This window comes from Mucilaginibacter sp. (assembly GCF_036383575.1).
GTDB lineage: Bacteria > Bacteroidota > Bacteroidia > Sphingobacteriales > Sphingobacteriaceae > Mucilaginibacter.
Window position 1 is genome coordinate 1 of record NZ_DASVOB010000864.1, and the last position, 14,292, is coordinate 14,292.

General features: G+C 42.4%; 14 protein-coding genes. 9 read left to right on the plus strand and 5 right to left on the minus strand.

Annotated features, from left to right (window positions below; genetic code table 11):
* On the minus strand, positions 1–1,279 hold a 1,279-nt coding region (locus VF500_RS30435; RefSeq protein WP_330863255.1), incomplete at its 3' end, for a hypothetical protein.
* 204 nt (positions 1,280–1,483) lie between these two features.
* On the opposite strand from VF500_RS30435, the gene VF500_RS30440 reads away from it, so the two are divergent.
* On the plus strand, positions 1,484–2,896 hold the full coding sequence (locus tag VF500_RS30440) for a polysaccharide biosynthesis C-terminal domain-containing protein (RefSeq protein ID WP_330863256.1): 1,413 nt from the start codon (positions 1,484–1,486) through the stop codon (positions 2,894–2,896).
* Complete coding sequence (locus tag VF500_RS30445; RefSeq protein ID WP_330863257.1) at positions 2,893–4,101, plus strand: glycosyltransferase family 4 protein; 1,209 nt, start codon at positions 2,893–2,895, stop codon at positions 4,099–4,101. The genes VF500_RS30440 and VF500_RS30445 overlap by 4 nt, the downstream gene beginning before the upstream one ends.
* On the opposite strand, the gene VF500_RS30450 is transcribed toward VF500_RS30445, so the two are convergent.
* Complete coding sequence (locus tag VF500_RS30450) at positions 4,098–4,898, minus strand: glycosyltransferase family 2 protein (protein ID WP_330863258.1); 801 nt, start codon at positions 4,896–4,898, stop codon at positions 4,098–4,100. The genes VF500_RS30445 and VF500_RS30450 overlap by 4 nt on opposite strands.
* A gap of 113 nt (positions 4,899–5,011) precedes the next feature.
* On the minus strand, positions 5,012–5,188 hold the full coding sequence (locus VF500_RS30455; RefSeq protein ID WP_330863259.1) for a hypothetical protein: 177 nt from the start codon (positions 5,186–5,188) through the stop codon (positions 5,012–5,014).
* A 298-nt stretch (positions 5,189–5,486) separates the two neighbouring features.
* On the opposite strand from VF500_RS30455, the gene VF500_RS30460 reads away from it, so the two are divergent.
* The 7 genes from VF500_RS30460 (at position 5,487) to VF500_RS30490 (ending at position 12,710) form a co-directional block, all read left to right on the plus strand.
* The gene (locus VF500_RS30460) at positions 5,487–6,134 is read left to right on the plus strand and encodes a sigma-70 family RNA polymerase sigma factor (protein WP_330863260.1); all 648 of its coding nucleotides are present in this window, start codon (positions 5,487–5,489) and stop codon (positions 6,132–6,134) included.
* On the plus strand, positions 6,131–7,423 hold the full coding sequence (locus tag VF500_RS30465; RefSeq protein ID WP_330863261.1) for a hypothetical protein: 1,293 nt from the start codon (positions 6,131–6,133) through the stop codon (positions 7,421–7,423). Before VF500_RS30460 ends, VF500_RS30465 begins: the two co-directional genes overlap by 4 nt.
* A gap of 97 nt (positions 7,424–7,520) precedes the next feature.
* On the plus strand, positions 7,521–8,831 hold the full coding sequence (locus VF500_RS30470) for a hypothetical protein (protein WP_330863262.1): 1,311 nt from the start codon (positions 7,521–7,523) through the stop codon (positions 8,829–8,831).
* A gap of 463 nt (positions 8,832–9,294) precedes the next feature.
* The gene (locus VF500_RS30475; protein ID WP_330863263.1) at positions 9,295–11,505 is read left to right on the plus strand and encodes a PQQ-binding-like beta-propeller repeat protein; all 2,211 of its coding nucleotides are present in this window, start codon (positions 9,295–9,297) and stop codon (positions 11,503–11,505) included.
* A 9-nt stretch (positions 11,506–11,514) separates the two neighbouring features.
* Positions 11,515–11,961: a hypothetical protein gene (locus VF500_RS30480; RefSeq protein ID WP_330863264.1), complete on the plus strand. Its 447-nt coding sequence runs from the start codon at positions 11,515–11,517 to the stop codon at positions 11,959–11,961.
* A gap of 76 nt (positions 11,962–12,037) precedes the next feature.
* Complete coding sequence (locus tag VF500_RS30485) at positions 12,038–12,256, plus strand: UPF0175 family protein (protein WP_330863265.1); 219 nt, start codon at positions 12,038–12,040, stop codon at positions 12,254–12,256.
* Positions 12,249–12,710 (plus strand): DUF3368 domain-containing protein, encoded by a 462-nt coding sequence (locus VF500_RS30490; RefSeq protein ID WP_330863266.1) that lies wholly within the window; start codon positions 12,249–12,251, stop codon positions 12,708–12,710. The genes VF500_RS30485 and VF500_RS30490 overlap by 8 nt, the downstream gene beginning before the upstream one ends.
* A 39-nt stretch (positions 12,711–12,749) precedes the next feature.
* Here VF500_RS30490 and VF500_RS30495 read toward each other — a convergent pair whose 3' ends face one another.
* Positions 12,750–13,625, minus strand: coding sequence for a hypothetical protein (locus tag VF500_RS30495; RefSeq protein ID WP_330863267.1), 876 nt, complete (start codon positions 13,623–13,625; stop codon positions 12,750–12,752).
* Between the two features lie 63 nt (positions 13,626–13,688).
* On the minus strand, positions 13,689–14,030 hold the full coding sequence (locus VF500_RS30500; RefSeq protein ID WP_330863268.1) for a hypothetical protein: 342 nt from the start codon (positions 14,028–14,030) through the stop codon (positions 13,689–13,691).
* Between the last annotated feature and the right edge of the window lie 262 nt (positions 14,031–14,292).

A 14,292-nucleotide genomic window follows, 5' to 3' on the forward strand; every position in this document is an offset into this window, starting at 1 on the left:
CAACTGCTCTGAAAGCTATTTTAGATGAGAAATTTCCGGGGCCTAAACCAACAATGCTTTGCAGCGGGTGACCGGTAAAATAATTATAGGTTTGCATGGCACCAGTAATTTTCCCCGGCAGGGTAGGTCTGAACGGTTCAACACGGCAAAGCGGAAACTGGGCCCGGTGAGCAGCAATACAGTCAATTAATTGTTGCCTGTCGGGAGTTATTTCGCCGATATTATAAAATTCGGCAAAATGGGTATTGGGTTCTGGAATGTACAACCGGCCATCATCGGTAAGCGGAAGGGTTTTGATCTTTTTATCGAGGCTGCTTAATTTTTCCTGGCTGGCTTTTATGGTGCTCAGGCTATCCAGGTAGTTTTGAGCAAATTTTCTCCTCTGCTCGTCCCTGGTCGTAAGCTGTTTGTCCGGGTTGGCTGTTGTAGCCTGCACTGCTGTTTGGTCCCTTTTTTCAACACGGTTTTCGCGTAGTGCACTTGCGGTAACCTCGTTGAGATACTTTCCGTTTTGCGGCGATATTTTGACCATGGAGATGATATATATCATCAACGCCACCACGATCATACTTTTTTGATTACGCGTTGTTTTGATAACAAATATGAAGGCGAGGATAAGCAGGAACAAAATGCTGATGAGGTTACTATACGTAAGCACCAGTGTGCTCATGCACAGGATCATCATAGGCAGATTATGCTTATAAATGAAGTAAAACACGCCGAAAGCACAGAGAACGGCATTGGTTGAGGAAAGATCAAAGCTGATGCCCATTACATCATCGCCGGTATTGATAAAGTAACGCTGGTGCATCCCCATAAAGGCATATGGATTGATGCTTTTGATGGTCCACATGATGTGCACCAGGTTGCCTGCCGAAAAAACAGCGTTTATGATGAAAAAGATAATGAGCGTATGATGAATGGTTTCGATATCTGTTTTATCAACCATCAGCTTAACCTGGTGAATGGCCAGCAGGGCAAGCGCCCAGCATACCAATGCCCAGCCAAAAACAGGTAAATAGTATAGGTCAGCAAAGCTTTGGTTGACGAGTGCCGCGACAATAGCTATCGGAAAAACGAGCAGATAAAACAGAGGCAGCCTGGAATTACGCAGCTTAAAGCCAAATTTGAAATTAAGCTGGCTTATATAAATAAAAAGCAGCGCTACTATCTTAAATGGAATACGGACATTGATAAACAGCAACAGGAAGATCAGCAGTCGCCAATCGGCATAGGTTTTCCATTTCCCAAAGTCAAAACGCGGCAAGCTGATTGTCATTATTGCTCTTGTAATTATTAATGTTCGTCCCCGGTTTTGCAGGCCCGATGGTGATCGTTTTGTTTAAATAGGTTACGTGTCAAAAAATGGAATGGTTGCCTCGTTATTATGCTGATATATGCAGATATTTAACCGGTATATAAAAATGCTACAGGCAACCGGCCGGTAAAAACAATAGTATAAGGGTATAAACAACATACAGCGTTGCTCAGGAGTAAAGCGTTTATCAGATTTTTCTCATCAGGTTTGCAGGCACTTGCCTTGCAGGTGCTTGGCAGTATCTTTTTTTACGTTATTTCTGTTTACCTGAGTAAGGACAGCTTTGGCGCTATAAGCTGGATGAATGCCCTATCCATATTTATTACTGCCATACTTGGATTTGGGTTGGAGCAGGTGGTGATCAGGCGTATAGCTGCCTCGCAACGATCGGACTGGGCGGCGGCGGCATTTCTGTTCCATTCGCTCGCTGCGTTTGTTGCAACGCTTATCGTATTGTGGTTATTGAGTTTAATACTTCGAGGTGATATTTACCAGCTGCTGCCCTGGTTTTTTATAGCCCATGGCTTGCTTTTTCTGGTTATCCCGTTAAAGCAGTTTTTAAATGCCAAAGAGAAATTTACACCCTATGGTATTATCGCTATTATAAGCAATAGTTTGCGGGTTTGCGGTGCGTTTTATTTGGTGGCTGTTCATCAGCTGCAGGTTCATTCGATCATTATGGTAATGATCTGTACCGCAGGGGGCGAATTTATAGCACTGCTTGTATACGTTATCACGAAAACAGGTTTTAGTTTTAAATTTCGTTTTCAGGCGTATAAAAAGCTCCTCAAAGAAGCCACTGCACAGTATGTATCTGTAATATTTGATATGAGCCTTTCACGGATGGACTGGCTGCTGCTGGGTTTTATGGCAAGCAGATCCGTTTTGGCCGACTATAGCTTTGCATACCGCGCTTACGAACTTTCGCGACTGCCTATGTTAATTATAGCCCCGGTTATTTTACCACGGCTGTCAAGACTAATGGCTTCGAAACCCTCCAATAAATTGCAGGAGCAGGTAAATTCATTTAATACTGCCGAACTGTTATTGGCCATGTTACTTCCGCTTGTTTTTAATATACTTTGGACGCCGGTTGTAGGTATGATAACGGGCGGCAAATACGGCGCTACTAATGCTATGGAGTTTCTGATATTATCCTTATGTATCCCCTTGCAGTTTTTTATTAACCTGCTTTGGTCAATCAGTTTCAGCGTTAAAAAGTACAAAGCAGTATCATCTGTTACTGTAGCCTGTGCTATAACAAATATTGCCCTTAACTTGGTATTAATTCCGCTGTTTAATGGTATTGGTTCGGCTGTGGCGTTTTTAATTACCAATATTTTACAGGCTGTACTTTATTACCGGTTGGTAAATAAACATGTCATGCATATCAGCTTACAACCGTTTGTAATACTGTTCCCGGCTTCTTTGGCCGGTTGGTTTATTACCTCCTCAATAAACATTCATTTTTTACTCAGGCTTTTATTGGGGATAGCTTTTTATCTGGTAGTCGCGGTAATCTCAAAGCAGTTAAGCAGGCATACTATTCAAAACAGTAAACAATTCTTAGCGCAATGAACATTTTATACCTGTGCGATGAATATCCTCCCGGGCCGCATGGCGGCATAGGTACCTACGTACAGCTTATTGCCAGGCAAATGGTAAAGTTGGGGCATAAGGTAACAGTTGCCGGGCTGTATAGCCGCGGATATGGCGGGGCCGACGAATTTGAAGATAACGGCGTGAAAGTTTTCAGGTATCGCTGGGGTATTGATGGCAGGTGGTTTGAAAATCGGCAGTCGCTAAGCGTTCGGATAGTTAATAGGGTATTGCTGGATGCCGGTATAACCCAACAGGATATCAAAAAAAGCCTGGCTATTTATCAAGAAAAACTGGAGCATATTGTTGCCTCCGGACAAATAGATATTATTGAAATGCCTGATTATATTGATTACATCAGGTTTTGTAGTTCATACATACCATTTCCTGAATTATCCGTTCCGGTTGTTGTTAAATTGAATGGCTCCATTACTTACTTCAGTGCCGAGGCTGGAAAACAGGTAGCGCCGCATGTTTTGAAAATGGAACAGCATATTTTAACCAGTGCAGCAGCCGTAAGCAGTGCGAGTGCCTATACTGCCGCTAAAAGCGCCGACTATCTGTCGTACAACAAACCTATCGGGGTGTTGTACAATGGTATCGATACAAACATTGCGATTGAAAGTAATGCAGCGCACAATGATAAACAGGTGGTGTTTACAGGCAGTCTTGTTCAAAAGAAAGGTGTTTTTCAGCTGGCAAAGGCCTGGAATATGGTTGTAAAAGAGATACCAGATGCACGGTTACTGATACTTGGGAAAGGCCCGGTGGATAAAGTTGCTGCCTTTTTGCAGACGTATGCAAAAAGCAGTATCACCTTTAAAGGCCATGTTAATAAGGATGAACTCTATACATGTTTAGCTCATTCGGCAGTAGCGGTATTTCCCTCATATGCCGAAGCTTTTGCCCTTGCACCGTTAGAAGCTATGGCCTGCGGAACAGCTGTGATCAATTCAAACCGAACCTCCGGCCCCGAACTGATTGATGATGGTGTTAACGGATTGCTGGTAGATCCTGATGATGTTGAGCAATTAGCGTCAGCAATTATTAACCTACTTAATGAACCCGAAAAAAGGCAGCAACTTGCTTTGACGGGTAATGAAAAGGTAAAGCAATGTTTTGATATCGATATAGTGGCGAGGCAGACCCTGCAATTTTATCAGGAGGTTTTGGCAAATGGTTAAACCTGCTCTATGATCAGGTCCTTACGATAGGTAGTTTGTTTTTGGGGCAGATCTTTATATTGTTTCAGATAAAGGTACTTGAGACGGGTGTTTTTATAAATAACACGCGCTATCGCCAATCCTTCGGCCCCATCCAAAAAGCCAAGCCTGATAATGTAATTCCGTAAAAAGCCAAAAGCAGGTGAGAAGTATAGTTTGATAAATGTTGCCTTTTTACCGGCTTTGTAATATTTAGCCGCGCTTAGCTGAGCATAATGAGTGGCTTTACGTTTAAAGTCCTCAATATCGGTTACAGAATGATGGTGGATGTGGCCAGCTATACTTGTAACTTCAGCATCGGGAGGTAAAAGTAAAGTTTCGTGCACTTCAGTTTCGCCCCATTTTACTAATGATCTGTTAAATAAACGCAGATGATGATCGTTTCCCCAATTACCAAAGCGGATCAGCTTTTTACCAAAGTATGATTTGAATTTGATGTCGTAAACAACATTGGGCTTATCGAAGTTTAAATTATGAAGTGATTCAATGAGCTTCAGATCCGGCACTTCATCGGCATCAATACTTAAGATCCAGTTATAGCGGGCCTGGGCTATACCTTTATTTTTGTTTGCCCCATAACCGTCCCAGTTTTTTTGAAATACTCTGCAGCCATAACTGGAGGCTATGAGTGGGGTTCCGTCGGTACTGTCATTATCAATCACAACAATATCATCGGTAATTAAACGGACCCTTTTTATACAATCCTCAATTAAGGCGGCTTCGTTTTTAGTAATGATCACAACAGACAGCGGTACCATGCAGCAGTAGTATTAATAGTATATTTTATCAAAGGCTTTTGCAGCCCCTTATAAGATATATCGTGCATGTATTGCGGATGGTTGCCTTGAGGTGAGTAAACGCGTAAAAAATATTACGGATTTTGTTTATCCCATTCTGTTACGTTGACCAGTTTATCAGAAACAGCGTTTTGACAGGCCGCGTTAGGGCATAGGATGGTCCAGCGACCTTTGGTTTGTTCAATAACCGGACGGCGCCCGCATATTCTGCAATTGTTTACCGGGAAGTTTGGGTTTATTTCGATTCTCATAAAAGGCCTTTAAAAACAGCCAGCGGTTTATATATGTACATTACGCTTAAAACAGATTTATCAGTTGCCTTCATAATCAAAAATATAATTATTTGAAAGGATTTATTGCTGGTGGACTAACTTGTACATATTTTGTATAAATACATTTGATAAGTGTGAAAATGGATTATTGTTTTGCTCAGATATGAGAAAAAGTAAAATTATTTTATGCAGCAGGCAACCTTTTAATATTAGTTGCCGTGATGTGCGTAGATTAGGTTAAATTTATGCGTTTGATTCTGAGTTTATAAAACCCCATATGGGCGAAGAAGAGTTACATCAACTGATCAATGGCTGCGTAAAGCAGGACAGAAAAAGTCAGAAAATGCTGTATAAGGCATTTTATGGCTTCTCTATGGGTATTTGTCTCCGTTATGCAGGTAATCGCGATGAGGCCGCAGAAGTAATGAACCAGGGATTCATGAAGGTATTTACCCATATTGACAGGTTTGATACTTCAAGGCCCTTTAAGGCATGGATTGGCCGTATCATGATGAATGTTTCCATTGATTATTACCGGGCTAATTTAAAAATGGCTTATACAGAGGACCTGGAGAAAGCGGAAAATGTGAGTGAGGGAGACCTGACGGATAAAAACTTAAATTATGAGGATTTGCTGGCTATGGTACAGCAGTTGCCGCAAGCCTATCGTACCGTATTTAACCTTTTTGCGATCGACGGGTATTCGCATGAGGAAATAGGTGAAATGTTAAATATTAATCCGGGTACGTCAAAATCAAACCTGCATAAAGCACGTCAGAAACTAAAACAAATGATATTAAAAGCAGAGGAAACTGCTAATAAAACCAATTACAACAGGGGTATGGATTTTAACCCAATTGTGGCCTATAATGGTATAGGCATAGATGTAAGGAGTACTTTTTTTAATAATGGTATCAGAGGATGAAAAGCGAAGAGGATTTAGATAACATTTTTAAGAAGGGGCTGGAAGACCCGGTGAATCATCGTGCATTTAACGAGGATCACTGGGACGCGCTTGAGCAAATGCTTGATGAGGGCAAAAAACGCCGTGGAATTGTTTACTGGTTACCAATTGCAAGCGGGATAGCGGCTATGTTGCTGCTGTTTTTGGGATGGTGGTTTTTTAAACCCAATGTACAGGATAATAATGCAACAGGCCAGCAACAAGTCAAAGTTAAACCTGCGGCACCTAAAGCAAATCACGTAACAGGCGGAGAGGCCATACAGCAACATCAAACTGATAGTATCCAAAAAACAACGCCAACAAACAATAACGTGGCCATCAACAGTAATGCCGGCAACCATGTTAACGCGGGGCAAACAATATTAACGCCATCTATTGGTGGAGCCCGCCGTAATGTTACCGGTGCAAATAAAACAGATGTTAATGGCCGCGATACCATTATGCGGAGTGATCCTGCCCTGATTGCAGGCATTGATCCGGCGGGTAATAAAAACTCAGCTTCAGATCTACCGGCAAGTAAGGCATTAGCTTTTAGCATTCAACCAATCTCTTTAACTTCTCCTGATTTTAAAACAGAAATAGCGAGACAGCCTGTTCCTTCAGTTATTTCCAAACCGGGTAAAAAAACAACTAAACAAAGTTTCGGTTACCGGCCACAATGGGCAATTACGGCATTGGCGTCATCTGATGTTAATGGTACAAGCTCTTTCCAGGGGAAGGTTGGCAGTAACTATGGTTTATTGCTTTCATTTGGTGCCACTAAAAAGTTAACTATTACAAGCGGTGTTGTGTATTCATCAAAGCCTTATAATACAAGTTTTGCTGATTACCATACAGCTTATACCTTTAAGAATAATCCAACCGATGTAACTGCCGATTGTAAAATGCTTGATATCCCAATTAATATAAGTTACCAGGTATATGGTAATTTCCGCAATAAATTATCGGTTGGTACAGGATTGTCGTCATACCTGATGTTGCGTGAAAAGTACACTTATAACTACGCAGATGGTGCTAACAGTGATGCCTGGCCGCAAACTTATACCGTACCTAATAGTAAAGGGTATTTATTAAGCATTATCAATATCAACGCTACCTATGAGCATAAAATAAACTCAAACTTTGGAATAAGCGTGCAGCCATATATGAAAGTGCCTATCTCCGGCGTTGGATATTCTAATATCAAATTGCAGTCGACAGGTGTAGCAGTGGGGGTAACTTATAATATTAATTCGTTTAGGAAGCCTTAACAGGTTTTATCCAACGGTTCTGTTGAAGCTGCCATTCCCCGTATAACAAATGGAATTATTATCTTGCGCCACATTTACCCGCACAAGATCATTCGTCATGAAAAAACTACTGTTTTTTGCCCCCTTGTTATTGCTGTTTTCATGCGGGCACGACCCGGCGCAAAAGCTCGAAAATAAAAAACTGAACAGCCTTGCAGTTGAATACGTGAAACTGGGCCTTACGGTAGGGCAATACGACGGTGATTTTGTAGATGCTTACTATGGTCCCGATTCATTGAAGCCTAAACAGGCACCCCTTAAAACTTTCCCGAAGGATAGTTTACTGGCATCGGCAAACAGCCTGATGAATGACCTGCGTACCATCGCCAATACTTCAAAAATTGATACCAATAAGATCCGTGCTAACTGGATGGCAGATCAGCTGATTGCTTTTAGTCGCCGGATCCGGATTTTTTCGGGAGAGGAGAGGCCTTTTGATGAAGAATCGCGCGAGTTATTCGGTGTGGCCGCCCCTGTTTATACCGACGATTTTTTTAAAACACAGGTAGCCCTGCTTGATAGCATTTTGCCAGGTAAAGGCAACGTGAACGACAGGTTTCAAAAACTGGCCAATAAATTCATTATCCCCAAAGATAAATTGGACCCAGTTATAAAAGCCGCTATTGCCGAAGCCCGCAAACGTACGCTTGCCCATTATCAGTTGCCAGCCGGCGAAACATTTACGCTGGAATATGTGACCAACAAACCATGGTCGGGTTATAACTGGTATAAGGGAGGTTATAAAAGCACCGTACAGATCAATACCGATCTGAAGATTTTTATTGACCGTACCATTGATGTAGGCAGCCACGAAAGCTACCCGGGACATCATGTTTACAACATGCTACTGGAGAAAAACCTGTACCATGATAAAGGTTGGGTTGAGATCTCGTTATACCCGCTGTTTAGCCCACAATCACTTATTGCCGAAGGCAGCGCCAATTATGGTATTGAGGTAGCCTTCCCCGGCGATGAAAAAATAAAGTTTGCAAAAAATGTATTACTGCCGCTGGCCGGCCTGGATACCGCTGGTGTTGATCTGTATTTCAGAGCGCTTGACATAAAAGGTACTTTAAACTATGCCCGCAATGAAGCTGCGAGGGGGCTCGTCAACAATACCATGAGCCAGGATAAGGCGCTATCGTATTTAAAGAAATATTGCCTTATGAATGATGAAACGGCTCAAAAATCCATCAGCTTTATCAAAAAATACCGTAGCTACGTTATCAATTACAATTATGGCCAGGACCTGGTGAAAAACTACATAGAATCAAACGGAGGTACAGCCAAAGCCCCTGCAAAGCGTTGGGAACTGTTTGGGAAATTGTTGAGCCAGGAAGTTGCGCCGGTTAGTTTGGTGAAAAAGTAGAGACGTATCACACTCGGGATATTAAATCAATAATATATAAGAGGCTGTATCATAAATCAAATTGACCACCCCTGGTGTTGTGTTACCTATGAATTGATATTTAGCCGATAATATTTATACAAAAAGGGGGTTAACATGTTTTCTGCATAAAATACATTTAATTATCTGATTGTTAACTATATAGGTGAATGTTAACCCTGGATTGTGTTAACCCTGTTAACCCCCTTTTGTTAGCAGAGTCAATCCAACCCAAAACTATATATCGCTAAGTATCTGATAAGTAACAAAAAGCGGCTGTATCATCATGATACAGCCGCTTTTTGTTAAGTGGTATGCTCAGGTAAATGAAATGAATATTTGTAGAATAATTTTTATTCATACATTTAGAACGTATCATTACCCCAACAGCTGGATAAATGCTGAAATGATCCAAAACCAGTTTAACACCAAAATTGCCTTGTAAATGATTAAGTCCCGGTACTTTATAGCCATGTGTTTTGTGGCAGGTATTTATGCGTCCTGTAAAAATCAGCACAGCGATCAAAATAACAATTATAGCGGCTGGCCGGCCTATGCAGGTTCAAAGGATGGTTTGCGTTACTCATCAAACCAGGAGATAACTTTAGATAATGTAAATAAGCTAAAAGTGATGTGGACTTTTAGTACAGGTGATAGGGACACTGCCAATCTTAGCCAAAACCAGTGTAACCCGATTATGGTTGATGGTGTTTTGTATGGTACCAGTCCGAAGTTGAAGCTGTTTGCCTTGAATGCCGCCACAGGCGAGCAAAAGTGGCTGTTTGATCCCGCAAAAGACGACACCACTAATAATGGTGACCCGATGGCTTATTATAAGCTAAGCCGGGGAGTAATTTACTGGCAAAATGATGAGGGTGGTGAAAAGAGGATCTTCTACAGTGCTGGTGCTAAAACCTGGGCAATTGATGCAGAAAAGGGTACTCCGATACGGTCATTTGGTAATGGTGGATATCTTGACTTAACTAAAGATCTGGATAGGGATACCAAATCCTTTGTAGCTGGTACTACGCCGGGAGTAGTTTATAAAGATGTACTGATAGTAGGCGACCGGGTATCTGAATCGGTCGACGCTGCACCGGGGCATGTGCGTGCTTATGATACACGTACCGGCAAACTGCGCTGGATCTTCCATACCATACCTCATCCCGGCGAAGTTGGTTATGATACCTGGGCGGATACCGCGGCTTACAAAAAGTTTGGCGGGGCCAATAACTGGGCAGGCATGGCTTTGGACGAGAAACGGGGCCTGGTGTATATTCCAACAGGCTCGGTAGGTGGCGATTTTTATGGTGGTTTCAGGAAAGGGAAAAACCTGTTTGCCAATTCGTTGCTGGCGCTTGATGCAGCTACGGGTAAATTGAAATGGTATTACCAATTTGTTCATCATGATTTGTGGGACCGCGATCTGCCTGCTAATCCCAACCTGGTAACCATTGTTAAAGACGGTAAAAAGATAGATGCCGTAACACAGATCACTAAATACGGCTATATATTTATGTTTGACAGGACTAACGGAAAGCCTATATTCCCGATAGTGGAAACTCCTGTACCGGGTAAGGCACTCCCCGGTGAAGCTCCATGGCCTACGCAACCTATTCCAACTTTACCGCAGCCTTTTGCAAGGCAAAAGTTTAATCCCGAAGATGTTACCGACCGTACACCTGAAGTTCACCAGGAAATGCTTGCTAAATATAACCAGGTAAAAAATCGCGTTATGTTTACACCGCCGAGCAAAGAGGGGGGCTGGATCTTCCCCGGGTTTGATGGTGGAGGCGAATGGGGAGGGGCTGCCGTTGACCCGGAAAGTAAGATCTTATACATAAACTGTTCGGAAATGCCTTGGGCGCAGGTAATGATCGATGTTCCGAAAACCAATGCTGATGATCATTCGCCCCAGTCATTAGGCCATGTAGTATATAACACCAATTGCATTGGCTGTCATGGTGCCGAATTGAAGGGAAACGGCACGTCGTATCCGTCGCTGGTAAACATCGGCAAAAAGTACACTGCCGACCAGGTAAGCGGCCTTATTGCCAGCGGCCGTAACATGATGCCATCGTTTAAACAGATCTCGCCCGCAGATAAAAAGAACCTGCTGGCCTTCCTGCTCAAAATTCCTGAAGGCAAAGCAGCGAAAGAAGTGGCTAAAGAACCAACCAGTAACCGCACTTCCAATTCGGAAACAGAGAAGAAGATGGTTGACCAAATACCTTATGTCATGAACGGATATAACCGCTTTTTAGATAAAGATGGCTATCCGGGTATAAAACCACCATGGGGTACACTCAACGCTGTCGACCTTACATCGGGTAAGTTGCTTTGGAAAGTACCGCTGGGCGAGTTTGCTGATCTAAGCAAAAAAGGGCTCCCGGTAACCGGCACCGAGAACTATGGTGGTCCGGTGGTTACCAAAGGCGGTTTAATATTTATTGCTGCAACTAAGGATGAAAAGATCCGCGCGTTTGATAAACGTACCGGTAAAGTGGTTTGGGAAGCCCAACTACCGGCAGCAGGCTATGCTACCCCGGCAACCTATTCAATTGATGGTAAACAGTACGTAGTTATCGCCTGCGGCGGCGGAAAAATTGGAAGTAAGTCGGGAGATAGTTATGTTTGTTTTGGATTACCCCTCTAATACCTCATTATGGATTTATTTGAAGCAGTTTTTGATTTATACGAGCAGATAAGGTTAAAGGCAGAAAGCGATTTTCAGGACCTGATCAAATGCCAGTACACACAGCAGTGTTACAGTGACAATGGTGCGTTTTGCCTTGTGCTGGAAATTACTGTTTTAAAAAATATCTCTGATGACGATTACGGTTTGGTGTTTTCCATCAACGCCCAAACAGAACCTAATCATCCCGATCATCAAAGCGATGCTAAAGGGGTATATCTAATAGCCGATGTACACCATGGCGACAATAAAGTCATCAGCAATTTGGATGAGGTCGTTTTTGACCCTCAAAATGAAGCTGAGGTACAGGAGGCTTTCAGTAAGATAGAGGGTTTCATCAAACCGTTTGCCGGCGGTGTAAGTGATTTGCTGGTACAGGGATATGATATTAAGGTGGTAGATAATTCGGTAAATTAGGGTTACGAACTTTTTTTTGAGCAGGTTTGTTCAATGAAATCATGTATTTGGTTGCAAGAATACCTATCTTTATATTATGACAACGATGATATTACAGGTTCCCGAAGCGTTGGAAAAAGAGCATGATGAAACTGTTCGTCTTATAGCGGCTAAACTTTACGAGGCCGGGAAGCTATCTTTAGCTCAGGCCGCCGAAATGTGTAATATGAAAAAGTGGGATTTTGCGGAGATTCTTGTCAGCTTTGGAGTTAATTATCTTGACCCAAGCGTAAAAGCGGATTTAGATCGTGGTTGAGAATATCGTTGTTATTACCGATACCAGCTGCTTTATTATTTTAGATAAAATTGACGTATTGTATTTACTCCCAATGCTATTCTCTAAAGTAATCACAACTCCTGAAATAGCAGATGAATTTGGTAAGGAGTTGCCTGATTGGGTAATTATTCAACAGGCTCAAAATTCGAAACTATTAAACCAAATCAAAGAAATTGTTGATCCTGGTGAAGCGAGCGCGATAGCCTTAGCTGCTGAAATTAAATGTGATTATTTATTGACGGATGACCGGGCTGCCCGAAAACTTGCCGAACAAAGAGGTATTCTGGTTAAAGGCTCTGTAGGAGTATTGCTTTATGCCAAGCAACAAAAGGTAATTCCACTAATAAGTCCTTATCTCGATTTGATTCAAAAAACTAACTTTAGAATATCTCAGTCACTTATTGACAGGGTACTTTTAGATGCAAATGAGTAATAGCTGAACCTCTTTGGGGAGGCTTTCCTTGTATCGCATCTAAAACTGTTCCTCATAAACAGCCCCGCCCGGTGTTTCCAGCTTATAGTTTTTAACCTGCCCCGGTCCCTCAAATTCAAACCGGATGCCTACGATACGACCCATAGTATGGGCCTGTTTAAACTCGAAGATCTGTTTGTTATTGAGATAGACCCTCAAAAAATGGTCCTTTACACTGCATCTCAGGTTTTGAAATTGCGACATATCTGTACCAAATGCGCTTAGGTCGTGGTCTTTGCCGCTAACCCATGTCTCGCCGGTTAAAATGCCCATATCTGAGATGCAACCTGTATTTACTATGGGGATAATGATAGCGGTGCCGTTGCCTAAAATGGTGAGGTCGGCTTTGGCGCAGGCCGATTGGCCGGGTGTTGAGGTGTTGCGCAAGGTGCAATCCAGCGTAAAATTATCCGCGTTAATGCCCGGAAACTCGCGGATGTTGGCAAACTTTACCCAGGTATTATTAAAAACGGGAGTACCCAGTTTTTCCTGCATCAGGTCGGCAGTGATCCCCATAAAGCCCTGCCCTTTAATTTCTTCGGGGGAAAGATAAACAGGCACAGGCTGATGGTCAAGGATGCCTTTCCATCCTTTGGTTTTTATAAATACCGCTGTTGTCTTTTTTACATGTTTATCTACAATGAGTTTCGCTATAAAGTAGCCTGGGTCGTAGTAAATTGAAGTGAATTGTTTACCATCACCGGGTACCTGCTCGCGGCGGTTGGGGTCCCATGATTGCTGGATAAAAACACTGTCGGAATGAAATGCAGATGCATCGTAATTAAATACAACGGAGTTTGGCAGATCGTCAGAAACCTTTTTGCTGCTGAATTTTATGGAAGCCGGGTCAATGGGCTTATTACGTTTGCTGCTCATGAAAAACAACGCGCCAAACACCAGCAACACGGCGCTGCCAAACCAAACATATCGTAAGCGGGGTTATGAAGATGAGATCGCTTGCGGAATCTCCTGGCTAATTGTTTCAACCGGCTGTTCAATTACGCCATTAACCTGGTGATGCTGCCTGAAATCGCGCCAGCTGGTATAATCGAGGAAACAGGCAAGGGCATTCAATGTGGCTGCGTTTGGAAAACTTTCGTAGCGTACTTTGCCCCAGATCCTTTTCAGGGTTGATATGCTGAGTTGAACCCGCGTTTTATCAAAGATCTGCAGGCTTAACTGCTCAAAATCATCATTGCCCCAAATGCTGCTGTCGCCCCAGTTTAACGTTTGCTCAATAAGCTGCCGGCATAGCAAAAGCAATTGTTTTTCCTTTTCCATTGATGTACAAATGTGGTTTAAAAAATCCCTTTAAATGCTTTGAACAAACTTGAACTTAACTTGAAACGCTGCCTGCGCTTTATTGTGATGGCAATTTGCAAATTTTGATTAAAGTTAAAATCAAAACCCATGAACTACAAAGTTTTATTGTTTGCAATACTAAGCATGACGCTTGGTAGCAGATATTGTTACAGCCAGCAGAAAAAAGTTACATATGATATTAACAGCCTGCTGAAAGAAAATAAACTGGTGAAAGCCTACC